Source organism: Marinobacter sp. BW6, from assembly GCF_008107725.1.
In the GTDB taxonomy this organism is placed as follows: domain Bacteria; phylum Pseudomonadota; class Gammaproteobacteria; order Pseudomonadales; family Oleiphilaceae; genus Marinobacter.
In genome coordinates this window covers 1,301,042-1,324,985 of sequence record NZ_VIRN01000064.1, presented here as the reverse complement: position 1 = coordinate 1,324,985, position 23,944 = coordinate 1,301,042, and the positions used below count along the sequence as shown (strand labels likewise).

At 58.0% G+C, this 23,944-nt stretch carries 20 protein-coding genes; 11 read left to right on the top strand and 9 right to left on the bottom strand.

The features are described 5' to 3' along the window. Positions 1–20 precede the first annotated feature (20 nt). From rarD to FMN52_RS14715, 5 genes are all read right to left on the bottom strand, one after another. Positions 21–911, bottom strand: a complete 891-nt coding sequence (gene rarD, locus FMN52_RS14735; protein ID WP_148609330.1) for an EamA family transporter RarD — start codon at positions 909–911, stop codon at positions 21–23. Between the two features lie 28 nt (positions 912–939). Further along, positions 940–1,827 carry a DMT family transporter gene (locus FMN52_RS14730; protein WP_148609329.1) on the bottom strand — a complete coding sequence of 296 codons (888 nt, stop codon included), beginning with the start codon at positions 1,825–1,827 and terminating at the stop codon, positions 940–942. Positions 1,828–1,930: 103 nt separating this feature from the next. After that, on the bottom strand, positions 1,931–4,126 hold the full coding sequence (locus tag FMN52_RS14725) for a hypothetical protein (RefSeq protein ID WP_148609328.1): 2,196 nt from the start codon (positions 4,124–4,126) through the stop codon (positions 1,931–1,933). Continuing rightward, the gene (locus FMN52_RS14720; protein ID WP_148609327.1) at positions 4,123–4,857 is read right to left on the bottom strand and encodes a TVP38/TMEM64 family protein; all 735 of its coding nucleotides are present in this window, start codon (positions 4,855–4,857) and stop codon (positions 4,123–4,125) included. The genes FMN52_RS14725 and FMN52_RS14720 overlap by 4 nt, the downstream gene beginning before the upstream one ends. Before the next feature lie 60 nt (positions 4,858–4,917). Then, complete coding sequence (locus FMN52_RS14715) at positions 4,918–5,157, bottom strand: TIGR02647 family protein (protein ID WP_148609326.1); 240 nt, start codon at positions 5,155–5,157, stop codon at positions 4,918–4,920. 54 nt (positions 5,158–5,211) lie between these two features. On the opposite strand from FMN52_RS14715, the gene FMN52_RS14710 reads away from it, so the two are divergent. Together FMN52_RS14710 and FMN52_RS14705 are read left to right on the top strand one after the other, a co-directional pair. Then, positions 5,212–5,910 carry a pseudouridine synthase gene (locus FMN52_RS14710; protein ID WP_148609325.1) on the top strand — a complete coding sequence of 233 codons (699 nt, stop codon included), beginning with the start codon at positions 5,212–5,214 and terminating at the stop codon, positions 5,908–5,910. 77 nt (positions 5,911–5,987) lie between these two features. After that, positions 5,988–7,337, top strand: a complete 1,350-nt coding sequence (locus FMN52_RS14705) for a dicarboxylate/amino acid:cation symporter (protein ID WP_148609324.1) — start codon at positions 5,988–5,990, stop codon at positions 7,335–7,337. Positions 7,338–7,372: 35 nt separating this feature from the next. Here the strand turns inward: FMN52_RS14705 and FMN52_RS14700 are convergent, their stop codons facing one another. Next, the gene (locus FMN52_RS14700; RefSeq protein WP_240339491.1) at positions 7,373–7,858 is read right to left on the bottom strand and encodes a hypothetical protein; all 486 of its coding nucleotides are present in this window, start codon (positions 7,856–7,858) and stop codon (positions 7,373–7,375) included. A gap of 82 nt (positions 7,859–7,940) precedes the next feature. Beyond that, entirely contained in the window at positions 7,941–8,465 is a 525-nt protein-coding gene (locus FMN52_RS14695) for a shikimate kinase (RefSeq protein ID WP_148609322.1), read from the bottom strand. Positions 8,466–8,642: 177 nt separating this feature from the next. Here FMN52_RS14695 and FMN52_RS14690 point away from each other — a divergent pair, with 177 nt between their 5' ends. The 9 genes from FMN52_RS14690 (at position 8,643) to FMN52_RS14650 (ending at position 16,474) form a co-directional block, all read left to right on the top strand. Continuing rightward, positions 8,643–9,344, top strand: a complete 702-nt coding sequence (locus FMN52_RS14690) for a lytic transglycosylase domain-containing protein (protein WP_148609321.1) — start codon at positions 8,643–8,645, stop codon at positions 9,342–9,344. 23 nt (positions 9,345–9,367) lie between these two features. Beyond that, positions 9,368–10,300, top strand: a complete 933-nt coding sequence (locus FMN52_RS14685) for a LysR family transcriptional regulator (RefSeq protein ID WP_148609320.1) — start codon at positions 9,368–9,370, stop codon at positions 10,298–10,300. A 68-nt stretch (positions 10,301–10,368) separates the two neighbouring features. Next, positions 10,369–11,184: a putative hydro-lyase gene (locus tag FMN52_RS14680; RefSeq protein WP_148609319.1), complete on the top strand. Its 816-nt coding sequence runs from the start codon at positions 10,369–10,371 to the stop codon at positions 11,182–11,184. Positions 11,185–11,234: 50 nt separating this feature from the next. Further along, complete coding sequence (locus FMN52_RS14675; protein WP_148609318.1) at positions 11,235–12,200, top strand: TRAP transporter substrate-binding protein; 966 nt, start codon at positions 11,235–11,237, stop codon at positions 12,198–12,200. 59 nt (positions 12,201–12,259) lie between these two features. After that, a complete protein-coding gene (locus FMN52_RS14670; protein ID WP_148609317.1) occupies positions 12,260–12,778 on the top strand; it encodes a TRAP transporter small permease in 519 nt (172 codons plus the stop codon). After that, positions 12,778–14,085, top strand: coding sequence for a TRAP transporter large permease subunit (locus tag FMN52_RS14665; RefSeq protein WP_148609316.1), 1,308 nt, complete (start codon positions 12,778–12,780; stop codon positions 14,083–14,085). Before FMN52_RS14670 ends, FMN52_RS14665 begins: the two co-directional genes overlap by 1 nt. A 31-nt stretch (positions 14,086–14,116) precedes the next feature. Then, positions 14,117–14,851, top strand: coding sequence for a 5-oxoprolinase subunit PxpA (locus tag FMN52_RS14660; protein ID WP_148609315.1), 735 nt, complete (start codon positions 14,117–14,119; stop codon positions 14,849–14,851). Continuing rightward, positions 14,848–15,540, top strand: coding sequence for a 5-oxoprolinase subunit PxpB (pxpB, locus tag FMN52_RS14655; protein WP_148609314.1), 693 nt, complete (start codon positions 14,848–14,850; stop codon positions 15,538–15,540). Before FMN52_RS14660 ends, pxpB begins: the two co-directional genes overlap by 4 nt. Then, positions 15,530–16,474, top strand: a complete 945-nt coding sequence (locus tag FMN52_RS14650; RefSeq protein ID WP_148609313.1) for a biotin-dependent carboxyltransferase family protein — start codon at positions 15,530–15,532, stop codon at positions 16,472–16,474. Before pxpB ends, FMN52_RS14650 begins: the two co-directional genes overlap by 11 nt. 32 nt (positions 16,475–16,506) lie before the next feature. Here the strand turns inward: FMN52_RS14650 and putA are convergent, their stop codons facing one another. Together putA and FMN52_RS14640 are read right to left on the bottom strand one after the other, a co-directional pair. After that, positions 16,507–20,136 carry a bifunctional proline dehydrogenase/L-glutamate gamma-semialdehyde dehydrogenase PutA gene (putA, locus tag FMN52_RS14645; RefSeq protein ID WP_148609312.1) on the bottom strand — a complete coding sequence of 1,210 codons (3,630 nt, stop codon included), beginning with the start codon at positions 20,134–20,136 and terminating at the stop codon, positions 16,507–16,509. Between the two features lie 169 nt (positions 20,137–20,305). After that, positions 20,306–23,800, bottom strand: coding sequence for an NAD-glutamate dehydrogenase (locus tag FMN52_RS14640; protein ID WP_148609311.1), 3,495 nt, complete (start codon positions 23,798–23,800; stop codon positions 20,306–20,308). Positions 23,801–23,944: the final 144 nt, after the last annotated feature.

Genomic DNA, 23,944 nt, shown 5'->3' with positions numbered 1-23,944 from the left:
TAGCCCTGAGGGTGGCCGACTTAATCCTGGCCGACCGGCACCCGTGGCCGGTAGTGCCAGGAAGACCAGCTGTACAGCCCCAGTGCGATCCAGATCACTACGAAACTGATCAACTGAACATCACTTAATGGCTCACCAAAAACCAGCAGAGCGATGAAAAATTGCAGAGTGGGGTTGATGTACATCAGGAAGCCCACGGTCGCCAGCCGCAGGCGCCGGGCAGCGCCTGCAAACAGAAGCAACGGAATGGCAGTCACGATGCCGCTGGCCATCAGCAGGCCGCCGATATAAGCGCTTTCGCCGAAGTGGGACATGCCCTTACTCGCCAGCCAGCCAAAAGTCAGCAGGCCGACCGGAAGCAGCAACATGGTCTCAACGAACAGACCGGACAGGCCGTCCAGCATCACCTGTTTTCGAACCAGGCCATAGGTGCCGAAACTCATGGCAAGGGCCAGGGAAATCCAGGGCAGCTCACCAAGAAGCGCCAACTGGATCAGGATTCCGATACCCGCCAGCACCACGGCGGCCATCTGCCACGGGCCCATGCGTTCGCGAAGCACAAGCATACCGAGAGCAACATTCACCAGCGGCGTCAGGAAATAGCCCAGACTGGCCTGGAGAACATGGCGGGTTTCCACGGAATAGATGTAGATACCCCAGTTGGCGGCAATGAGTAACGCACAGGCAAGTACCCGCCAGAGCTGGGTCGGATTCGCCAATGCCGCCCGTACAGCCGGCCAGCGACGCAGGCCACTTATGACCACGGCCAGGAACACACAGGACCAGATGATCCGATGGATCAGGATCTCGAACGCCGGCACACCTTCGAAAAGAGCAAAAAAGAGAGGAAAGCAGCCCCAGATGGTATAGGCGCTCAGACCATACCAGACACCCTTGGTCACTTCCGTCATGTCTTAACCACTCCTGGGAACCGTTTTGCTAAGCAGGTTTTTTCTGGGTGACCACCAATGCGACACCGACAATGGCGACCAGGCCACCCGTCATGGCGAGTCCACCGAGGCGCTCATCAAACAACAGATAGGCTTCAAGTGCAGTAACCGGTGGCACCAGATAGAACAGGCTGGCAACCTGTGAAGCTGCACCCTGGCGGATCAGCCACATTAGCAGCAGGACAGCGCCCGTGGACAAGCCGATGACAAGCCATGCCATGGACAACTGAAGCTGCAGGCTCCATTCGACCTCCCGGGTTTCCAGCGCAAAGGCTCCAATGGCAAACAAGACGGCCGCTGCCGCAAATTGAATCAGCGTGCCAGCAACCAGATCCGCGCTGGCGCCGTAGCGTTTCTGGTAGACGGTGCCCATGGATATGCCGGCAAGTGCAAAAACGGCCCAGAGCAGACTCCAGGGTGAAAACATTGAGTCTGCACCGTTGACTCCGAATTTTTCGAGAAGCACCAGAGCAACACCGATGAGGCCGAGAGCGAGCCCGGCCCACTGCCGGCCACTGACGGATTCCTTGAGAAAGGCAACGGCTGCAGCTGCGGTTACCAGTGGTTGCAAGCCAACGATGAGGGAAACAATCCCGGACGCCATGCCGTCCTGAATTGCGTAGTAGACGCCGCCCAGGTAGCAGCCATGCACCAGCATCCCGGTGACCGCAAGATGGCCGGCACCGCGCCAGCCCGGCCAACGGGTTTTCATGAGCCACGCCAACCCGCCCAGCACTACCAGTGTCAGCAGCATGCGGATCAGCAGCAGTGTAAACGGCTCCGCAAACGGCAGACCATACTTGGCGCCGATAAAACCGGTACTCCACAGCCAGACGAACAGCGCGGGCACGAAGAACGAGAAAAACAGTGAGCGCATGAAACTCAACCGGATTCGATGTATTTGTCAGTCAGCTTACTTTATAAGTTAGCAGGCAAACAAAACAGATACAGAAAACCGTTTTCCTGACCGGTACAGTTTGTCAGGCACCAGGCTCCGGAAGCCTGACCTCGATATCAGGTTCATCGTTGTGCCAGTTGCCCTCCCAGGTTACCTCGGGCACTTCTCCCGGCCGTGGCGTAATAGTAATGGACACGGTTCCAAAACTGGTCGGTGCCGGACCAAAGCGGATTGGCTGGTCCTGTTCCAGCCAACGCGGAGGAATACCGGCACAGAGAATCAGGCGATCCCCCTCCTCCCGAACAAAGCAGTTGCGCACCATCAACACCCATTCGGCAGACGCCCAGACGTGGTGACCATCACCCATGCAGCCGCCACCGGTCGCCGGATGGATAGCTTCCGGCCACTGTCCGGTGGGCGATGCCAGCCCGGCAACCGCATCCACCAGGTCCAGAAATCGAGGGTCGCCCGCACGCAGGAGCACCTGTGCCACATGAAGGGTCAGGTAGGCATTCAGGCCCGAGTGAATCATGTCCTGATAGAACGCTCCTTTCACAAAGCATTTTTCGAGCAGGAATTCGACACAGTCGAGCAACCTCGGATCATCCGGCTCACACAGCTGAGTCGGGTACCCCATGGCCAGCGAGCCAATGGCGCCGGCATCCAGGCGGCGATAGGGCGAGGCCGGCATACCAGGTCGCTTGAGGCGTTGCTCACAGGTTGTCAGACTGCGATCAACGGTCTGACTGAACTCCCGGGCCCCGGCGCCAAAATGCTCGCCGGTTTTCCGGTCAATCGGGGCAAATAATGATTCAGCGGCCTTGAGGCCAGCGATGCCCCAGAAGTCGTCCCAATAGTAATAGTCATTGGGCCCCAGGTGCTCGGCACTGAAGCCGGCGGGCAACAGCCCTGCGTGAGGCTCATCGATATTTTCACTCAGGCGTTTTTTCTCGATCCAGCGAGCGCCCTTGCGCACCGGCTCCTGCCATTCAGGGTGCAGCGGCCGGCCGGTGAGTTCATGGAAGCGCCTGAGAATCCAGAGCACTTCACCGTTGGCATCCCATTCCCCTTCCTGGGATCGGAAATAGCCGTTCTTCAGTTGACGCGCCGGAAACTGGTAAAGCGCCCGTTCGGCCCGGTCGGTCAGTCCAGCGCAGAGCAAGGCATGGATGATGAATGCGGCATCGCGAAACCAGAAACGCTTGTAGGTATAAGGCCCGGGGTACACGTCCTCCGGAGAGTGCAGTACGAGGGAATTCAGCGCGGCGTCATAGAGGAACTGCCAGTTTTCATCCGGGCAATCAAGCCGGGCGTAGCCTTCAAGGGCCCTCTCCCAGCCATCCGGACGAATGATTGGCGCCGATTCATCCTGCAGCGGCACCCTGAGCCTGAGTTCCGATTCCTCACCGGCTTCAACCCGGAACAGGGCCGCCGCCGTGACCATGCCAACGTCGCACTGCCCTTCGCTCTGGTCTTCCTTGTCCTGCAGGTGGATCCGGACATCACCCTGGCGGTAGTTCGACACGTGGTGACGCTCTGCCGGCCGACTGAAAAACACCGCCTGCTTGCCATCCACGGTCCAGGCGTCTCTTTGCTCGGACAGTCGGACCTTGTTGATAAAACTGATGCCTTCAGGATTGGCCGGCCGCAAGGATATAACCAGGGAGCCTGTCGTCTCAGACCGGGCCTTAACAACCATCTCGCAAACCGGCCGGCCATCTTCGACCACAACCTTGGAACGACTGGTCAGCGCCAGCCCATCCAGTTCCGACTCCGTGACCACGCAGGGGCCATCGTCCAGTTCCTGGCGCTGCCGGGCCGTCTTGCAACGTGAGGGCAGAAGACACCGGCCATCATCTGCCAGCAGCCATGCATCCAGTGACCAGCCGTCATGGAATGGGGTCAGCAACCCGCGGGGATCGACCACCGGCAGCTCATCGACATCCGGCTGGCCAATGGCCGTCCAGTTACGGTTACTCAGATTGATGTGGGTGATGGAGAACGCCCGGGGAATAAAGCCAATATCTTCGGGGTCAAACTGACGCTCCACCCAGTAAGGCCAGACCCAGTCGAGGTTATGCTGGATGACCCGACTGTTGATCAGACCCCGCGCGTGGAAAACCACGCCGGCCCTGAGCAGTTCGATAGGCTCGCCGACTTCCGACGGCTGGGCAAAACTGTGCAGTTTCCCGAGCAGCGCGATCGGATCCAGAAAACCATGACGATGTGCCACGCGCTTTACCAGATAACGCCAGGGCAGCCACTTCATCCAGCTCATTGGCTTGTCTCCTGTTCGGTTGGTTCGGTCTCGACTTTGTAACGGGCCAGTGCCCGACGGGCCAGGCGGTTCAGAAACACGACCGCCATCACTGTGCCTACGAACCCGGCACCATAAATGGCCCACTCCAGGGGCGTGCGACCAGTCTCCCGAACGCCCAGAGTGGACAGATCAGCCGCCAGCGAGCCCAGATAGACGTTATGGAGTGAGAAAGGAATAACACCCAGGAAAGTCCCAGCCACAAATCCGCTGAACGAGAAATTGGTGAGACCGAACAGAAAATTGGACAGTTTGCCGGGAAAGAAAGGAATCAGGCGAGTGAGTAGCACGATTTTCCAGCCGTGGGGCGCCATTTCGTTGCTCACCACAGACAATTGTGCACGGTTGCGGATATAAACGCGGGCGTGATCGCCCAGAAAATGCCGGGCAATCAGAAAGGCAATGGCCGAGCCCACAGTGGTACCAACCACCACGTAAGCCGTGCCTTCGAGCACACCGAACACAAAGCCGGCGCCAGTAGTCAGAAGCACCCCAGGTAGCAGGAGCACCATGGCAAGCACCATAAGGCCAATAAAAAGGAAAGCCGCCCAGGCTCCCTGAGTATCGAACCAGCGCAGCAGCTCAACCACCTGCTGATGAACCCCGAACGCATAGAGCAGACCAACGATCAGCCCCACGCCGGCAATACTGCCGCCCATCCACAGGACGGGCGATTTCTTCCAGTTACTCATGAACTCACCCTAACGCGGGAGGACATCGGGTCTCAAAGTCCGCGCAGGCTCTTTCCCGACTCAGGGGCTGCTGAGAATCGACTGCAGTTTCTGGGTCAGATCTACCGCCTCTGCACCCAGCGGGGTGAGATAGCCGCCATCTTTTTGGCTAATCAATCCTTTGGCATACAGGCTTTCGGCCGCTTTCACCGTTTCCGGGGCCGCCGAATGGGCATGCACCTTGAGCCCTTCCTGGGTTGAGGTGGAAGGAAACTGGCCCAACAGATTGAGTTCGGCAAGGTGATCAACAGAGAATGGCATGGCATTTCCTCGTATTATTATCGGGGTTTACATTCAGCATAGCCGATTCACACCATGAAGCTTTCGAGAATTCTCAGCAACCGGAATGGCGTCAGTCGCCGTCAGGCTAATTTTCTGATTGCTTCAGGTCGGGTGGCCGTCAATGACGTCACCTGCCGTGACCCTGCTGCCGAGGTGGATCGGTTTTCATGCGTGCGGATAGACGACGATATCATTCAAGAGGCCGAAACCTGCCATTACCTTATGCTCCACAAACCCGCAGGTTTTCTGAGTGCAACGCTCGACGACACCCATCGGACCGTGATGGAGCTGATCATGCCAGAACTGCGCGAGGATCTGCACATAGCCGGACGGCTCGACCGCGCCAGCACGGGCCTGCTGATTCTCACCAATGATGGTCTCTGGTCCCGCCAGCTCACCGAGCCACGAATCAAGATCCCGAAAGTCTACCGGGTCAGCACCGCCTATCCGATTTCTCCAGAGACTCCTCATCGATTCGCGGAAGGCATCTGGTTTGAGTTCGAGCAACTCACCACCTCACCTGCTCACCTGGATCTTCTGAGCCCCTGTGAAGCCAGAGTGACCATTTACGAGGGCCGCTACCATCAGGTGAAGCGCATGTTTCATGCCGTCGGTAACCGTGTAACGGCCCTGCATCGGGAACGGATGGGAAATATCCTGTTGGACGATACACTGGCGGCCGGCGAATACCGCCCCCTTGCTAACGAAGAAATCAATTGGATGCCTGATTGATCTAACTCACAGAGCCTTCGCGAGCATCGACTATGCTTGTATGGCACTCTCACCAGAAACAGGGACGATTCACGGAAATGGCTAACCAGGCGAGCGATTTTTACCCACGGCCACTGCGTCATCTCAGCAGCTACCTCTCGGGACTGGTGCAGGGAAAGCTCTGGCTGAAAGTTTTAATCGGCATGTTCCTTGGGCTGGTAACAGGCACGCTACTGGGCCCGTCTGTGGGACTGGTGGAACCGGAAACAGGCACATTGATCGGTAACTGGCTGGCCTTCCCCGGGCAACTGTTCCTGGCCACCATCCAGATGATTGTGATCCCACTTGTGATTGCCTCGGTGGTTCGCGGGCTCGCCGCCAGCGAAGATCTTGAACAGTTGCGCAAGCTCGGTCTGAGAGTAACCACTTTTTTTGTCATCACCACGGCGATGGCGGCATCGATAGGCCTCTGGATCGGTGACCTGATCAACCCGGGAAGAATGATGGCAGGGCTTGGGACTCCTGTTGCGGCCGGAGAAAACAGCGTGCCCGTCGCGACCATGCCGGGCGTGGATGAATTGCCCAAGACCCTGATCGGCCTGTTACCCGGAAACCCACTCGATGCCATGGTTGAAGGCCAGATGCTCCAGGTGGTGATCTTCTCCATCATTGTCGGCGTTGCCCTGGTGAGCATGGCTCCGGAAAAATCCCGGCCCATGCTCGATCTGCTCGATTCACTCCAGCAAATCTGCATGACGGTTGTACGCTGGGCAATGCGCCTTGCCCCCATTGCCGTGTTCGGCCTCATGGCCCAGCTCACAACCACCCTCGGGTTCAAGGCAATGCTGGGCATGGCCTCCTACGTTGCAACCGTCCTGGCGGGCTTGCTTGTGCTGCTGGGCGTTTACATGCTGATCCTGAAGCTGCTCGCTGGCCAATCCCCCATCCGCTTCCTGAAAGACACACGGGATGTGTTGCTGCTTGCTTTCTCTACATCCAGCTCGGCAGCCGTCATGCCTCTCTCAATACGAACCGCAGAAGACAAACTGGGGGTCCGGCCGTCGGTTTCCCAGTTCGTGATTCCCCTGGGCGCCACCATCAACATGAACGGCACGGCGCTCTACCAGGCCGTTGCCACCATTTTTCTGGCACAGGTCTACGGCATTGATCTCAGCATGGGCAGTATGGCACTCGTGGTCGCCATGGCCGTGGGCGCGTCGATCGGCTCGCCGGCCACGCCCGGGGTGGGCATTGTGATCCTCGCCATGGTTCTGCAGACCGTAGGTATCCCCCCAAGCGGCATTGCGTTGATCATGGGTGTGGATCGGATCCTGGATATGTGCCGGACCGCCATCAACGTCACAGGCGATCTGGTCACCTGCCGTCTGATGGAGAACTGGGCGGGAAAGAGGCTGCCGTCCGAGCCGGTGCCTCAGGAAACTTCATAATCAGACCGAAGTAAACATGACCCCATTGCGCCTGATCAGATGCTGTCAGAGCGTTTTTCTGACTCCTTATACAGCTCTTCCTCGGTGTCACTCCATTGCTCCGAGAGCGCGTCATAAGCCTCCGAAAATCCCTTGCGGGCACGCTCCCACGCTGACGCGGAACTTTCTTTAAGCTCCTGATACCAGTTTTCAACACGAGCCCTCTGTTCTCGCAAAGACTCCAGACTCTTCTGGGACCGCTCCCGCGCCGTATCGCTCATGTCGTCCCAGTTTTCGGAGAGTTGTTGCTCAAGCTCGGCGATACGTCGATCCAGCGCAGAAAGCGTTTGATTGATCGAATCCTCGGCCTGCTCTTTCTGGTCTGCACCGTACTCTTGCAGCGCCTCACCCAGCTCCCGCGTTTCCTGCTTTAGCGACTCCACGGAAGAATCTGAAGAAGAGTCCGGCGAAGACTCGGCCAGAGCAGCCCCTGAAAGCATTCCCACAAAAATCACCGCAAGCGCGTAATCCCGGCTCTTCATAATTCATTCCTCCTGATCATCTCCCTGAACTTTAGCAGCGAGGTCTGGTCGGATGCACGTTCACTAACCCTAATACTGGGAATCACGGCTGATCTGAAAAGAGGCTCTCGACGACCGCCTCGCAGACCTGATCCTGATTGAGGCCTGCGCCTTTCACAGTGAGATCCGCATACCGGGAATACAATTCGAACCGCTCTTCGAACAGCGCGTGGAGCGACTGATCCGGCCTCCGGGAAATGCCCCGCATGCTGTGATCGCCGATTCGCTCAATGACGAGCTCAAGCGGGATATCAAGAAACACAACAGTACCGTTGGTCTTGAGATGTTCCATGGCGCGGGCACTGTAGACGGCGCTGCCTCCCGTGCTGATCACCTTGTGCCGGAGATCCAGCTTCAAAAGTACCTGTTCTTCAATCCGGCGCAGGGCTTCGTAGCCGTCCTGGTCTACAATAGCCTGTAGGGTGCGACCGGCTTCTTCCTGAATGAGGAGATCGGTATCCACAAACCCGAGGCCCAGCCGTTTTGCCAACAGAACACCCACGGTGCTCTTGCCACTGCCGGGCATGCCGATGAGAACGAGGTTTCCTGTATCGGTCGGGTTAACCATGATGCTTGCGTGTACCCCTTTTGAGAATGAGAACTGGCCGGCAATAAAAGCAGAACGTAACATTTTTACGACAGAGCGCGCGCTTTATTCCACCCGGCAAGCCCGTATAATCTCGCAAGAGGCGGTGTTAAAGAATACCTTGAGCCGGCGGTTGTCGGCATTTTTGGCGAGTGAGTAATGACCATCGGCAGATCACGTCTGATCCCATCTATAGCAGCTTTTTTGCTTGTTCTGTCGGCACCCGCCATGGCAGATGGCATCAAGCGTATTGTGCATCCCGATGGGACCGTCGAATTCACCAACGTGAAAAGCGCCAGCCAGCCCAGAGCCTCCAGCGGCAACGACACGGTTTACCGCTATACCGATGACAACGGCGTGATTGCCTACAGCAGTGTGCAGCCGGCTGCTGCCGAGTTCGACGTTATCCGTTTCCACTGCTACGCCTGCGACCCCGAGTCCAACGTCGACTGGCGCAAAACGCCGCTGTTCACCAAGCCTTTCGATTCCGAAATCCAGACCGCTGCGCAGGAATACGGGGTTGATCCTGCACTCGTGCGCGCCGTTATCCACGCAGAGTCCGCCTTCAATGAGAAAGCCCTCTCCCCGGTCGGGGCCCAGGGTCTGATGCAGCTGATGCCGGGTACGGCTGAAGAGTTGGGTGTGCGGAACGCGTTGGCGGCGGCCGAGAACATCCGTGGCGGCGTCCATTATCTGGCCAAGATGCTCAACCGGTTCAACGGGGACATTCGGCTGGCCACCGCCGCCTACAATGCGGGGCCCGGCGCCGTGAGCCGATACCAGGGTGTACCGCCCTACGCCGAAACGAAAGCCTATGTCGAAAGGGTTGGCATCCTTCACGAGCGCTACGCTGCGCTATAGGCCCCTCAGAGGTCCGATAATCAATGAACTTCAAGCGTCTGGAGACCTTTATCTGGGTTGCGACGCTGGGCAGCTTTCGCAAGGCTGCCGAGCATCAGCACACCACTCAGCCAGCCATTTCCAACCGTATCGCCGCTCTTGAAGAGGAGCTTGGAGTCAAGCTGTTTGAGCGCGAATCCGGTCACAGCAAGCTTACGAGCAAGGGGCAGGAGCTACTGCCCTATGCCGAAAAAATTGTCGTTATGGCCCAGCAGCTGCGCAAGCGCGCAGACCGTGGAGCCTCGCTGTCAGGCATTCTCAGGCTCGGGGTTTCCGAAACCATTGTACACTCCTGGCTGCCGAGTTTTTTCCGGGAGCTGAATGAAACGGCCCCCAACCTGGATGTGGAAATCACGGTAGATGTCTCTGGCAACCTCCGGTCCGGTTTGCTGGACCGCAGCCTGGACCTGGCCTTTCTGATGGGCCCCGTTACCGAACCAAAGATCGAAAACCGGGAGCTCTGCAGTTTCCCGCTGATCTGGGTAGCCAGCCCGCAACTGAACCTTCCGGACAGACTTCTGGACCTCAAGGAGCTTGCGGAATGGCCCATCATTACTTACGCCAGAAATACCAAACCCTTTGCTGAAATCAGCCAAAAATTCAGTGAGCTGGATGAGCTGCCGGCGAGATTCTATTCTTCGAGCTCACTGGCAGCCTGTCGACAATTGACCCTGGATGGCATCGGTATCTCCACGCTTCCGCTAAGTGTGATCAAGCACGAACTGGATAGTGGCCGCCTGGTCCAGCTCAGCACCTCGTGGACACCCTCCGAGCTCGCCTTCACCGCTTCCTATTCCGGCACCCCTTTCAACCCGATTGCAGAGCTCGCAGCAAACCTTGGAGTGATGGTGTCCGACGAATACGACCGGACAACACATCACAAAAAGTTATCGCTTGACCTAAAAAACGATAATTAGACTTTTTCAGCAGCCGGTATACCCTGAAATTTAGATGTAAAAGACAATTTCAATCAGGGGTTACCGACATGCACACCGGTGCGTATTCCGATTTCAAGAATAACCTGCTTGATCAGGCCTCAGAATTACGCGCTCGCATTCGTTCGGGCGCCCATACAGCGCCCACAAGTGGCCTGGCCAACAGCTTGCTTCAGGGGAACGTGGTCATCCTGCCGTCCGAATGGGCCGGCGATTTTCTCCTATACTGTCAGAACAACCCGGTTGCCTGCCCCCTGATCGGCATGTCTCAACCCGGGGATCCCAGCCTCCCTGACCTGGGACACGATCTGGATATCCGTACCGATGTGCCCGAATACCAGGTTTTCAGAAATGGCGAGCGAGCGGAGAAAATCACTGATCTCAAAAGCCTTTGGCAGGACGACCTGGTGACGTTTGTTCTGGGTTGCTCGTTCTCGTTTGAAGATGCCCTGATCAGAGCCGGTCTCTCGGTCCGGAACGTGGACGAGGGACGGAACGTTTCCATGTTCCGCTCGAACATTGCCACCCGGCCAGCCGGCCGTTTCAGTGGCAACATGGTGGTCTCGATGCGCCCGTTCAGCGGTCCTGATGCCATCCGCGCCATACAGATCACGACACGTTTGCCCAAAGCCCACGGTGCCCCGGTTCATATCGGCGATCCGGCGCTCATTGGCATTCAGGACGTTAACCAACCTGATTTTGGAGATCCGGTAACGATCAGGCCGGGCGAGCTTCCGCTGTTCTGGGCCTGTGGGGTCACCCCGCAACTCGCCCTCGAGAACGCGCGCCTGCCTTTCGCAATAACCCATGTACCGGGAAAAATGCTGCTCACAGAGCGGCTCAATGAAGAACTTGCGGTACTCTGAGGCCGCAGTTCCGTTTAAACGATAAAAAGCAGAAACACGGGAGATTCGTTATGTTCAAAAAACTCGCTACAGCCACCCTGGTTGCCGGGGCGCTGCTGACCTCATCCGTTCAGGCCGATCAATGGCACATGCCAACGCCTTACGGCGACGCCAACCTGCCAACCCAGATCGCCTATGGTTTTGCCGAGGACATCAAAAACGGCACCGATGGTAATATAGACATCACCGTTCACTCCGGCGCTTCGCTGGTTAAGCACCCGGAAATTCCCCGAGCTGTCAGGACCGGGCAGGTGCAGCTGGGTGAAATTTTCATCGGCATCATGGGTAACACCCATCCGGTGTTCAAACATGACAACATTCCTTTCCTGGCAACCAGCTTCGAAGATGCCAAAAGACTTTGGGAAGCCGCCAAGCCGCAGATCGAAAAGCAGCTGGACAAGGAAGGTATGATCCTGCTGTATACCGTCCCCTGGCCCGCCCAGAGCCTGTATACCAAAGCTCCGGTCAACACCCTGGAAGATCTGGAGGGCCTGAAGATGAGGGCTTACAGCCCGTCCACATCGCGTCTGGCTGACCTGATGAACACCACCCCGACAACCGTTCAGGTACCCGAGATTCCCCAGGCGTTCAGCACCGGCATCATCGACGCCATGATCACCTCACCGTCAACCGGCGCCAACGGTCAGGCCTGGGATTACCTCTCCCACTACACCGACATTAAGGCCTGGATTCCGAAAAACGTTGTGGTCGTTAACAAGCGGGCTTTCCTTCGCCTGAGCGATGAGCAGCAACAGGTGATCCTGGATGCGGCCGCCGCTGCCGAGGCCAAAGGCTGGGAAGGTGTTCGTAAAACCGCTGCCGAGGACACGGCAACCCTGGCGGAAAATGGCATCACCGTTTCCGAGCCGTCTGATGAACTGATGGCCGAACTCCAGAAGATCGGCGACATCATGGTGAAAGAGTGGGAGCAGGAAGCACCGGAGGAAGTTGGCGCCATCCTCTCCAACTACCGCTAAAAGTTCAATCAACGGAAGCCTCCTGAGCATTCGGGAGGCTGTTCCGGGAGGCATCCGTTATGAACTCTCTCCGAGAGAAGTTTTATCTGGCATCTGGCTACGCTGCTGGTTTCTGCATCGCCCTGATCATGGTCGTCATCCTGGCGCAGATCGTCGGCCGCCTGTTCGGCTTTATCATTCCCTCGGCGGAAGACGTGTCCGGCTGGGCGCTTGCAGCCTCCACCTTCTTCGGTCTTGCCTACACATTTCATAACGGCGGACACATCCGGGTCACCCTGGTGATCCAGAAGTGGTCGGGACGGCCAAGATTCTGGCAGGAGCTCGTCGTTCTTATTTTCGGGTTCGCACTCGCCTGCTATATGACATTCTATTGCTGGCACATGGTTTGGGAGTCCTACATCTTCGAAGAGGTCTCTCACGGCTATATTCCTATCCCCATCTGGATACCCCAGGTTCCGGTTGCACTTGGGATGACAGCACTCAACATTGCCATCCTCGACGACCTGGTCGGGATGATCCGCAAGCGCACACCCTCCTATCAGCAGCATGAAGACGAGCTCAACCTGGAGGACGTGTAATGGATATCGCGTTTCTCTCCATTGTACTGGCAGTGTCGATGATCCTGATGCTCGCGGTGGGCGTGTGGGTCTCACTGACGCTGGTTGGCATCGGCGTCCTGGGCCTGCTGCTCTCCGGCAACGATCAGATCGGCCTGCTGTTCGCCACGTCGAGCTGGGGTGCCAGCACCAGCTGGTCTCTAACGGCCCTGCCCATGTTCATCTGGATGGGCGAGGTTCTGTTCCGTACACGGCTTTCCGAAGATCTTTTCAAGGGCCTGGCGCCCTGGATGGGCGGACTGCCCGGCAAGCTCCTCCACGTCAACATTCTGAGTTGCGGGATCTTCGCGGCGGTTTCCGGCTCATCGGCTGCTACTGCCGCAACCATTGGGCGAATGACCCTGCCGGAACTGAAGGCGCAGGGTTACAGTGACAAGATGGCAGTAGGCACTCTGGCGGGCTCCGGTACGCTTGGGCTGTTGATTCCGCCCTCCATTATTCTGATTGTTTATGGCGTGGCCGCAGAGGTTTCCATTGGCCGCCTGTTTATCGCCGGTGCCCTGCCCGGCCTGATGCTGGTCGCCATGTTCATGGGTTACACCATGATCTGGGCCAAGTTCAACAAGGACCAGCTACCGACCACCAAGAAGGAAAACCTGACGTTCTCGGTCAAGATCAAGGCGCTCAGGATGCTGCTCCCGATTGTTGGCCTGATCATCTTCGTGCTGGGCTCTATCTATACCGGTTTTGCCACCCCGACCGAGGCAGCTGCCCTGGGTGTGTTTGGAGCTCTTATCATTGCGGCCGCAACCGGTTCACTAAGCATTCAGAGTTTCAAGGACAGCCTGTTGGGCGCGGTGAAAAGCTCCTGCATGATCGGTCTGATTCTCGTCGGCGCCCACTTTCTGACACTGGCCATGGGCTTCCTGGGCATTCCGCGGGAACTGGCCGCCTGGATCGGCAGCATGTCCCTGTCACCGTTCGAACTCCTGATTGGCCTGACGGTGCTGTTCGTCCTTCTCGGCTGTTTCCTCGACGGGATTTCGGTCGTGGTTCTGACCGTGGCGGTTGTCATGCCGATGGTTCAGCAGGCTGGCATCGACTTGCTCTGGTTCGGGATCTTTATTGTGCTGGTGGTAGAGATGGCACAGATCACGCCCCCGGTGGGCTTCAACCTGTTCGTCATCCAGGCTCTGACCGGCAAGGACATACTGTATGTGGCTCGGGCAGCCCTGCCGTTCTTCCTGCTGATCATGGCAGCACTATTCCTGATTGGCTGGTTCCCGGAGATTGTCACTTACCTGCCCCAGACCATGAGCCGGGGATGACGCAGGCAACAACGTTTTTCGGAGGTACACAATGAAACTCAACTGCGATATGGGTGAGAGCTTCGGCACCTGGACCAAAGGTATGGACTCTGAAGTCATGCCTTACATCGATATGGCCAGTATTGCCTGCGGTTTTCATGCGTCCGACCCACTGACCATGGACCATACCGTCAAGCTCGCACTGGCCCAGAACGTCACCATCGGCGCCCACCCCGGCTACCCGGACCTGCTCGGTTTCGGCCGCCGCGACATGGACTGCCGGCCGGACGAGCTCAAGGCCATCCTGGTATACCAGATGGCCGCGCTGAACGGGATCTGCCAGGTGCACGGCACGTCCATTTCCTACGTGAAGCCCCACGGGGCTCTCTATAACCGGATGATGGTGGACAACACCACTCTATCCGTTGTTATGTCCGCCGTGCGCTCCTATGCGCCGCAATGCCCGCTGGTGGTTATGGCAACCCCCGAATGGCAACAGGTCAAGGACCGGGCGGATGAGTACGGTATCGAGGTCTGGTTCGAGGCCTTTTCCGATCGTGCCTACAGCGACGAGGGCAAACTGGTGAAACGGTCGGTTCGGGGTGCCGTCCACGAAACCACCGAAGCCATTGAAGAACAGGTCACCCAGATTATCCGGGACGGCACTGTCACCTCCATTTCGGGCAAACGCATTCCGATCAAAGCCGATACCATCTGCATTCACGGTGACAGCTACCACGCCGTCGATGCGGCGCGGCACATGCGCCAGGTTGTTGAGGCCCTATGAGAATCGAATCGGTCAACGAAAACACCTGCATGGTGTATTTTGGCGACCAGATCGGAGCGGAATCCGCGGGCCTGGTCAAGCGGGCCACGGACCAGCTGCGACGCGACATGTCCGACCTCATCGTCGACCTGGTCCCCTCATACACCTCAATTCTGGTGACCTGGGATCTGGACCAGGCTGACCGGTTTGCCATCGCCCGCAGGGTGCGCGCAGCGATAGACTCCGACGACGATGGTTCCACCGGGGACGACTCCGCCCGCGTCGTCGAGCTCCCCGTCTATTATGATCCCGAAGTTGGTCTGGACCTGGAGGATGTCTGCGAACATGCCGGCCTGCCCCGGGACGAGGTCGTTCGCATTCACAGTGAACAGCTTTATCAGGTCTACGCCATCGGCTTCGCTCCGGGGTTTGCCTACCTGGGAAGTACCGACGAACGGATTGCCATTCCGCGGAAATCCACTCCCCGTCTGAAAGTCCCTACCGGCAGCGTCGGTATCGCAGGCACTCAAACCGCAATCTACCCGAGCTGCACGCCCGGTGGCTGGCAGATCATTGGCCGCACACCGCAGAAAATGGTTGATTGGGACAGCGACTCCCTGGCCCTGGTACAGGTAGGCGATCAGGTGCGCTTTCGCGCCATAAGCCGGGACGAATTCCTTGAGCTGGGAGGCAATCTCGATGAGCTTTGAAGTCCTCGAACCCGGAATGCTCGCCCTTGTTCAGGATGCCGGCCGCCACGGCTACCAGCATATGGGTGTGACCACCGGTGGCCCCATGGACGAGTTTTCGTTTTTCTGGGCGAACCGTTTGCTGGACAATGATCTTAATGCCCCTCAGATCGAAATCACCTTTGGCAGATTCAGCCTGAGGGCGAACCATGATGCCTGCATTGCCATTACCGGCGGCGATCTGGGCGCCCACATCAACGATCGTGCCGTTGAACCCTGGCGAACCCATCACATCAGCAAAGGTGACCGGCTGGACTTCAACGCGCCCATGAGCGGCTTGCGGGCCTACCTGGCGGTCAGCGGCGGATTCAAGCCAGCCATGAAGCTGGGCAGTTGCGCCACCGTGGCACGCGAGGGCCTGGGCGGCCTCGATGGCAAGGGCGCGAAACTGGCCAAGGGCGATAAGCTCGAGTTTGAGAAAAACGCATCGTTTGTTGAGGCATTTCTTCCCGAACCAGAAATTCCCGATTATCAACAGCACCTGCGCCTGGGGGTTATTCCCGGCTATCAGTATCAGAGCTTCCCCGCGGTTCAGCGGATGAAGTTTTTCTCTTGCGATTACGAAATCAGCCCGAATATCGATCGAATGGGGTATCGCCTCAAGGGCGATGCCATCTATTCGGATCTGGACGGGATTGTCTCGGAGGGGATCGCCTATGGCGCCATTCAGGTTCCGAAAGATGGTCAGCCGATTGTCTTGATGAAAGACCGGCAGACCATTGGCGGTTATCCGAAGATCGGTTGCCTGAGCGCCCTGGATGCGGGCCTTCTGGCCCAGAGGGGGCCGGGTTCATCGGTCAGCTTCTACCTCTCGGACGTTGCCGAGGCCGAAGGCCGCCGAATGCTGTTTAACCAGCGCCTGAAAACAGGCGCGCCCGGCATCAGGGCTGACTGACGCCGGGCGCGTTTGGTAGCAATTGCCGCTGATTATTCGGAGGCGGCAATCAGGCTGGCGTTACCGCCAGCTGCAGTTGTGTCGACGCACAGGTGACGTTCGATCACAAAACGCTGATCCAGGGTGTGCTCTGTAATCAGCGGTAGCAAGGCGCCGTCACGCTTGGCCAGTGCCTCGCGATAGGCTTTCAGCAAGGACTGAACACCGCAGCTGACCACCGCCTCGAAGCCATCGATGGTTGCCAGTGCCTCCGGCTCCAACAGACCCTCTGCGCCAACGATCGGCAGCCCGGCCTTGTTCGCTTTATCGACCACATCCTGAGTGCCCGGTGCAATCACCACAACCTTATTGCCCTGTGACATCGCGGTGCCGGCCTGCTCCAGAGCGGTTTGCTTGTCTGGACCCAGACAGAGCACCACACCACGGGCGTGGTGGGACAGGCGGTTGGTTTCGCCCGTTGGCCCCGGCAACGCCTCCACATGTGCATCCAGCGGCTCCGGAACGTCCCCGAAGATGGCCCTGACTGCGTCCATACGGGCTTCCGGTTTAGTCGAACTCAGTTTGCTGAGCTGGCCGATCAGCTTCTGAAGCTGCTTGGCGTCAACCTTTTTCGCGTTCGAATCCGCCTCGTGCTCCACGGTTTCCCCTTTCAGGAATCGACGAACATACTGAGGACCGCCAGCCTTGGGACCGGTGCCGGAGAGGCCCTCACCGCCGAACGGCTGGGAGCCCACGATGGCACCGATCTGGTTGCGGTTCACATAGGTGTTACCCACCTTGATCCGGCTGGTAATGCGCTCAACCCGGCGATCAACACGGCTGTGGATACCAAACGTCAGACCGTAGCCCTTGGCGTTGACGTCATCCACCACCTTGTCGATGTTCTTCGCCTCGAACGTCGCCACATGCAGTACCGGGCCGAAGATTTCCTCCTCCATTTCTTCGATGCCACTGACGCTGAGAACCGCTGGCGAAACAAACAGCCCTTTCTCGGGGACCTTCATCTTCTTCAACAGCTTGCCGTTGCGCTCGAACTTCTCGCAGTGGTCCACGATCTTCTTGCGGGCGTTCTCGTCGATCACCGGGCCCACGTCCGTGGACAGCAACCAGGGGTCGCCGATGCCGAGTTCTTCCATTGCTCCGTAGAGCATTTCCAGAAGGCCATCGGCAATGTCTTTCTGCACATAGAGCATGCGCAGGGCTGAACACCGCTGACCGGCACTCTGGAACGAAGAGGCCAGCACGTCACGGACAACCTGCTCCGGCAATGCCGTGGAATCCACGATCATCGCATTCAGGCCACCAGTCTCCGCCACCAGCGGCGCGTCCGGCGCCATGTTCTCGGTCATCACCTTGTTGATGCGCTGGGCCGTCGCGGTAGAGCCGGTGAAGCACACGCCACTAACCCGCGAATCGGAGGTCAGGGCCGCACCCACGGTGGCGCCGGTACCTGGCACCAACTGGATGGCATCGGTCGGGATACCCGCCTGATGCATCAGTTCCACAGCGCGAATGGCCAGCAGGGATGTCTGCTCAGCCGGCTTCGCCACCACGGTGTTGCCGGCCGCCAGGTTGGCCAGAATCTGCCCGGTGAAGATCGCCAGCGGGAAGTTCCATGGCGAAATACAACACATCACGCCGCGGGCATCGCCGCTGTCTTTATAGCGAATAGCCTCGTTGGCGTAGTACTGGGAGAAATCGACCGCTTCACGGATCTCAGCAACCGCATCCAGCAGGGATTTGCCGGCTTCACGGGTAGTGAGCGCGAACAGCTCGGCGTAGTTCTCCTCGTACAGGTCGCCCACCTTGCGGACGCAGGCAGCACGCTCTTCAGCCGATTTGGCAGACCAGCTCTCGAACGCAGCCGCCGCGGAGGTAATCGCAGTGTCTACATCGGCATCGGAGGCCTGAGTGACGTGGCCAACCAGATCGTCCGGATCGGCCGGGTTACGTACCACCTGCACTTCGGTACCGGCCACCTCGCCAGCAATCAGCGGACCACCTTTCCATCGATAATCCTTGTAGGCTCCGCGACCTTTCTCGATCTCGTTCACGGTGACCGGATCGGTGATATCCCAGCCTTTGGAGTTCCTGCGCTGATCGCCAAACAGCTTGAAAGGATGCACGATCGCCTTGCTGGAAATGTTACTGCCCATCTCCTCAACACTGACAATCGGGTCCTTGGCAATCTCTTCCGGCGTGATGCGCTTGTCGACAATCTGGTTCACGAAGGAGCTGTTGGCGCCGTTCTCCAACAAACGACGCACCAGATACGCCAGCAGATCCTTGTGCGGGCCAACCGGCGCATAAATGCGACAGGGCACACCACTGACCTTCAGAACCTCATTGTGCAAGGACTCGCCCATGCCATGCAGGCGCTGGAATTCATAATTGTCCACCCCCTTGGTCTTGGCCATTTCAAGAATGGCGGATACCGAATGGGCGTTGTGAGTAGCGAACTGCGGGTAGATCCGGTTCGTCATATTCAACAGTTTGGTGGCGCAGGACAGAAACGATACGTCACTGCAGGCCTTGCGGGTAAACACCGGAAAGCCGTCCAGGCCCATTACCTGGGCACGCTTGATCTCGGCATCCCAGTACGCACCTTTCACCAACCGCACCATGAACTTGCGGTCGTACTTCTCGGCCAGCCCGTACAGCCAGTCGAGAACGAACGCCGAGCGCTTGCCGTAGGCCTGAACAACGACGCCGAAGCCATCCCAGCCGGCAAGCTCGGGATCGGCTACCAGCGCCTCGATCACGTCCAGTGACAGATCCAGACGATCCTGCTCTTCGGCATCGATATTGAAGCCCATGTTCGCAGCCGCGGCCTTTTTAACCAGTTCGCGGGCCCGGGGCAGCAACTCGTTCATAACCCGCTCTTTATTGCCGTACTCGTAGCGGGCCAGCAAGGCAGAGAGCTTGACCGAAATGCCCGGGTTCTTGCGGACATCGCCCTTGCTCGCCTTGGCAATGCTGTCGATAGCGTTGGAATAGGAGTCGTAATAACGCTTGGCATCATCATCGGTGCGCGCGGCTTCACCCAGCATGTCGTAGGAGTAGGTGTAGCCCTTATCCATGTACTCTTTGGCTTCATCCTGGGCTTCATCAATATCGCGACCCAGCACAAACTGGCGGCCCATTTCCTTCATGGCCTGCCCGGCAACAGTTCGGATAACCGGCTCACCAAAGCGCTTGAGCAACTTGCGAAGGGTTTCGCCCACGGTGTTGCGCTCGGAGTCCTTCAGCAGATTGCTGGTCATCAGCAGGGCAACAGTGGCAGTGTTGATCAGTGAAGACGACGCCTTGCCCACGTGAGTGCCCCAGGCGCCTGAGGTGATCTTGTCTTCGATCAGTTCATGGATGGTTGTATTGTCGGGCACGCGCAACAGCGCCTCGGCCAGACACATCAGGGCCACGCCCTCTTTGGTAGTCAGCCCATACTCAGCCAGGAACTTCTCCATGATAGTGGACTTGGCGTTCTTGCGAACGCCGCGTACCAGTTCAGCCGCACGAGCGGAAATGGCGTCGCGCTCGGCCTGGGACAACTGGGCACCAGCAATCATCTCGTGGATAACTTTGTGCTCGTCAGCGAGATAATAATCACGAATCGCCTGCCGGCTATCGACAAGCTCGGGCGTCTGTGATTGCTGCGGTCTCATAGTTGTACCCTCTTAGTTGTTTGTCTCTCCCGCATTCTACCGAGATCGACAAAGACTATTTCTCTATAAAATTCCGACAGGCACCCCATTACGGCTTTTTTAGATAATGAAAATTTAATAATTTTCTTCCAAAACCTTAATTTTAGGGCGCTTTGCCTCTCTTGGTCCTCTACGCGGCTTTCATTGCCAGCTCTCTGAGGACGCCATGCGCCACCGAGAAAACAGCGCAATCCACATCATTGGCGGCCTGCATATCGTTCAGCATCCGCTCCCATCGGCTCAGCAACATCCTTTTGTCCTCGCGCCAGGCCTCGAGACGTGTTTCCGGCGTGCCCTCACCTTCCACGGGTTCGGAAAACACACTGAACGTGAGATTCCGCAACTGGTGATCCAACTCGTCCCTGAAGTGAATGGTCGCCAACACCTGCCAGTGGCCGCTTGCACGGAACGCCCGCATCTGCCTGTCCAACCAGGTCAGATTCAGGCTTTCACCAAGGGTGAAATAGACCCACGCCACGGACTCCAGGTCCTCATCAAGCTGACGGGCAATCTCGACCATATCCATCAGCCAATAGCGGCTCTCCGCAGACGCACACCAGGCAGACAAGCTCTCTGGAACCATCTGCTTACAGTATTCAGCATAGCGGTCATACCACCGACTTGCAGGAATCACCGACTCAAGACGGCTTCTGGAAGCCAAAACATCGGCCATTGGCGCCCTGTAGTGGTCGATGCAGGAAACCGGATCCAACCCCTGCCGACGGTTCTGCAGCAGCCAACTGGTGCTGCGGGTGACCAGGCGGATGGCATCGGCAAACAGATCTGCCTGAACGCCAGCACTGACTTTCCCATCCAGTGATTCCATGGCCTCCCAATGGGCGTCTACGTCATGGATGCGCAGAGAGATCAGGTAGGCCGCAGCAATCCGGCCAGCATCTGCCCCTGTGGCACTGCGAATACGATCGAACCAGGTAATGCCCATGCGGTTCACCATATCGTTGGCAATCTGTGTGGCCGAGATTTCGGCACGCAGGGGATGAGACTCGACGGCTTCCGGAAAAGCGGCCAACAGGGAGGCAGGAAAGGCCGAGTGCAGAGCCGAGTTGAATCGTGGGTCCTGCACGATCGGGGACGCGACCAGAGCCTGCTTGAGCTCAATCTTTGCGTAGGAAACCAGAACCGCCAGCTCCGGCCGGGTCAGACCTCCACCGTGTTCGCGGCGGGCCTGCAACTCCTCATCAGAAGGCAGAAATTCAAGACCACGATCCAGCTTGCCCTCAGCTTCAAGCCTGCGCATCAGGCGATTATACTGGTCGGCAGTGGCAACCGCCGGATTCTGGGCCAGGCTGAGCGCCATGGCCTGCCGGTAATTGTTGCGGAGAACAAGTTCAGCCACCTCAGGGGTCATGGCCCTGAGCATTCGGTTCCGCTCCGGAAGCGACATCAACTGCCGATGCACCAGGTCGTTGAGCAGGATCTTGATATTTACCTCGTGGTCCGAGCAGTCGACGCCACCGGCATTGTCGATGAAATCGCTGTTCACGGAACCGCCGCGACGGGCGAAGTCGATACGGGCCTTCTGGGTAACCCCCAGGTTGCCGCCTTCACCCAGGGCTTTGCAGCGTAGCTCGGTGCTGTCGATACGCAGAGCGTCATTGGTTTTGTCGCCCACATCCTCGTGGGACTCCGAGGGCGCTTTCACATAGGTGCCAATGCCACCGTTCCACAACATGTCCACGGGTGCTTTCAGCAGGGCGCTGATCAGATCCGCCGGCGACAGGCTCCTGGCCTTTATGCCCAGCACCTTTCGCATTTGCGCAGACACCGGAATGGACTTCATGGAACGCGAGAACACCCCGCCGCCATCGCTGATCAACCCGGCATCATAATCGGCCCAGGAAGAACCGGGCTGGTTGAACAGTCGCTGTCGCTCGCGAAACGATGCCGCGGCATCCGGATCGGGATCCACAAAAATGTGCTGGTGGTTGAACGCGCCGACCAGGCGAATCCGCTCCGAGAGCAGCATGCCGTTACCAAACACATCGCCACCCATATCACCAATGCCGACCACGGTGAATTCATCCGTCTGGGTATCCGTGCCTTTTTCGAGGAAATGCCGTTTAACCGACTCCCAGGCGCCCCTGGCGGTAATCCCCATTTTCTTGTGGTCATAACCCTCACTGCCGCCCGAGGCAAAAGCATCACCCAGCCAGAAGCGGTACTCTGCGGCCAGTGTGTTCGCTATATCAGAAAACGTGGCCGTACCTTTATCAGCGGCGACCACCAGGTAGGTGTCATCGCCGTCATATCGAACCACATTTTTCGGGGGCACCACCTGGCCGTCATCAAGGTTATCCGTGATATCCAACAGCCCCCGGATAAAGGTCTGGTAGCAGGCGACACCCTCTTCCCGCAAAGCCTCCCGCGACCCATCACGTGGCGGCTGCTTTACCACGAAGCCGCCCTTGGCGCCTGCGGGCACGATGACCGAGTTCTTAACCTGCTGGGCTTTCACCAGGCCAAGGACCTCGGTGCGATAATCCTCGATCCGGTCAGACCAGCGAAGCCCGCCCCTGGCCACCGGCCCGGAGCGCAGGTGCACGCCTTCGATCCGGGGCGAGTAAACGAAAATCTCGAACTTCGGCCTTGGGCGCGGAATATCGGGAATGGATGACGGATCCAGTTTGAGCGACAGGTAGGACGGAAATCCGCCGTCCTCCCGGACCTGAAAATAGTTGGTTCGAAGCGTTGCCCGGATGAGCATGAAGAAGCGCCTGAGAATACGATCGTCATCCAGGCTTGCCACGGCCTCCAGGGCATCTCGGAGCTCGGCCTCAAGTCTTTCCGCCTTGCCTTTCCGCCCTTTTACATTGGGATCGAAACGGCTGAAGAAGAAAGCAACGAGCCGCGAGGCAACAGCCGGATGACGGGCCAGGGTTTCTGCGATGAAAGGCTGACTGAACCCGAATCGAAGCTGCTTGATGTAACGGGCATAAGCCCTGATCAACGCCACTTCACGCCAGTCGAGGCCGCACAGCATAATCAGCTGGTTAAAGTCGTCGTTCTCGGCAAAGCCGTTCCAGATTTCCCGGAAAGCCGACTGGATCAACGGCCTGGCAGCGCCCAGGTCCGCATCCCGGCATCGATCGTGGAGTTCTACGGTAAAGTCGCTGACGCCGAAGGTTTCGCCATCCCGGCGACGAACACGATAGGGATGCTCACCAAGAACCCGCATGCCCAGGTTTTCCAGAATCGGGATAACGTCTGAGAGAACTACCGGCTGGCCTTCACTGTAGAGCTTGAAGTGGAATCCGGTCTCGGCCGGATCCCGGGGCTGGTAAAAGCGCATGGGCACATCGGTGCTCACCGCAATAGACTGGATCTGCTCGATGTCTGCAAGCGCCTCGGATACCGGAAACCTCGCCCGGTAGGCCGAAGGAAACCCACCACTGAACACCTGGGCATAGCGCCCGCCAATCGAGTCGCCGAAACTCCGGACCAGTTCGCCGTGGAGGTCGTCATCCCAGGATCGGGACTCCTCCACCATCCGGGCCACGATTTCCCGGAGTTCCAGGGATTCATCGTTATCGGACGCCTGATTCTGAAGGACATCGGCAAGCTGTTCCAGCAGGGTTTGTTTTTGTAATGCGCGGGAATCGGTCATCGAAACTCTCCGGACTTGGTATACGTTCACACTGGGCTGATGCAACTATCAGTATACGCAAGGCCGGAAAGTCACTTAGACCATATAGTTTCGGATTAGAGGAGTTTCGATTATATTTGCCATATGATTTAGCCGTTAATTCAA

Bases quoted from the DNA above. Each gene is read 5' to 3' on its own strand.
- rarD (WP_148609330.1), bottom strand. From the start codon at position 911: ATGACGGAAGTGACCAAGGGTGTCTGGTATGGTCTGAGCGCCTATACC.
- FMN52_RS14730 (WP_148609329.1), bottom strand. From the start codon at position 1,827: ATGCGCTCACTGTTTTTCTCGTTCTTCGTGCCCGCGCTGTTCGTCTGG.
- FMN52_RS14725 (WP_148609328.1), bottom strand. From the start codon at position 4,126: ATGAGCTGGATGAAGTGGCTGCCCTGGCGTTATCTGGTAAAGCGCGTG.
- FMN52_RS14720 (WP_148609327.1), bottom strand. From the start codon at position 4,857: ATGAGTAACTGGAAGAAATCGCCCGTCCTGTGGATGGGCGGCAGTATT.
- FMN52_RS14715 (WP_148609326.1), bottom strand. From the start codon at position 5,157: ATGCCATTCTCTGTTGATCACCTTGCCGAACTCAATCTGTTGGGCCAG.
- FMN52_RS14710 (WP_148609325.1), top strand. From the start codon at position 5,212: ATGAAGCTTTCGAGAATTCTCAGCAACCGGAATGGCGTCAGTCGCCGT.
- FMN52_RS14705 (WP_148609324.1), top strand. From the start codon at position 5,988: ATGGCTAACCAGGCGAGCGATTTTTACCCACGGCCACTGCGTCATCTC.
- FMN52_RS14700 (WP_240339491.1), bottom strand. From the start codon at position 7,858: ATGAAGAGCCGGGATTACGCGCTTGCGGTGATTTTTGTGGGAATGCTT.
- FMN52_RS14695 (WP_148609322.1), bottom strand. From the start codon at position 8,465: ATGGTTAACCCGACCGATACAGGAAACCTCGTTCTCATCGGCATGCCC.
- FMN52_RS14690 (WP_148609321.1), top strand. From the start codon at position 8,643: ATGACCATCGGCAGATCACGTCTGATCCCATCTATAGCAGCTTTTTTG.
- FMN52_RS14685 (WP_148609320.1), top strand. From the start codon at position 9,368: ATGAACTTCAAGCGTCTGGAGACCTTTATCTGGGTTGCGACGCTGGGC.
- FMN52_RS14680 (WP_148609319.1), top strand. From the start codon at position 10,369: ATGCACACCGGTGCGTATTCCGATTTCAAGAATAACCTGCTTGATCAG.
- FMN52_RS14675 (WP_148609318.1), top strand. From the start codon at position 11,235: ATGTTCAAAAAACTCGCTACAGCCACCCTGGTTGCCGGGGCGCTGCTG.
- FMN52_RS14670 (WP_148609317.1), top strand. From the start codon at position 12,260: ATGAACTCTCTCCGAGAGAAGTTTTATCTGGCATCTGGCTACGCTGCT.
- FMN52_RS14665 (WP_148609316.1), top strand. From the start codon at position 12,778: ATGGATATCGCGTTTCTCTCCATTGTACTGGCAGTGTCGATGATCCTG.
- FMN52_RS14660 (WP_148609315.1), top strand. From the start codon at position 14,117: ATGAAACTCAACTGCGATATGGGTGAGAGCTTCGGCACCTGGACCAAA.
- pxpB (WP_148609314.1), top strand. From the start codon at position 14,848: ATGAGAATCGAATCGGTCAACGAAAACACCTGCATGGTGTATTTTGGC.
- FMN52_RS14650 (WP_148609313.1), top strand. From the start codon at position 15,530: ATGAGCTTTGAAGTCCTCGAACCCGGAATGCTCGCCCTTGTTCAGGAT.
- putA (WP_148609312.1), bottom strand. From the start codon at position 20,136: ATGAGACCGCAGCAATCACAGACGCCCGAGCTTGTCGATAGCCGGCAG.
- FMN52_RS14640 (WP_148609311.1), bottom strand. From the start codon at position 23,800: ATGACCGATTCCCGCGCATTACAAAAACAAACCCTGCTGGAACAGCTT.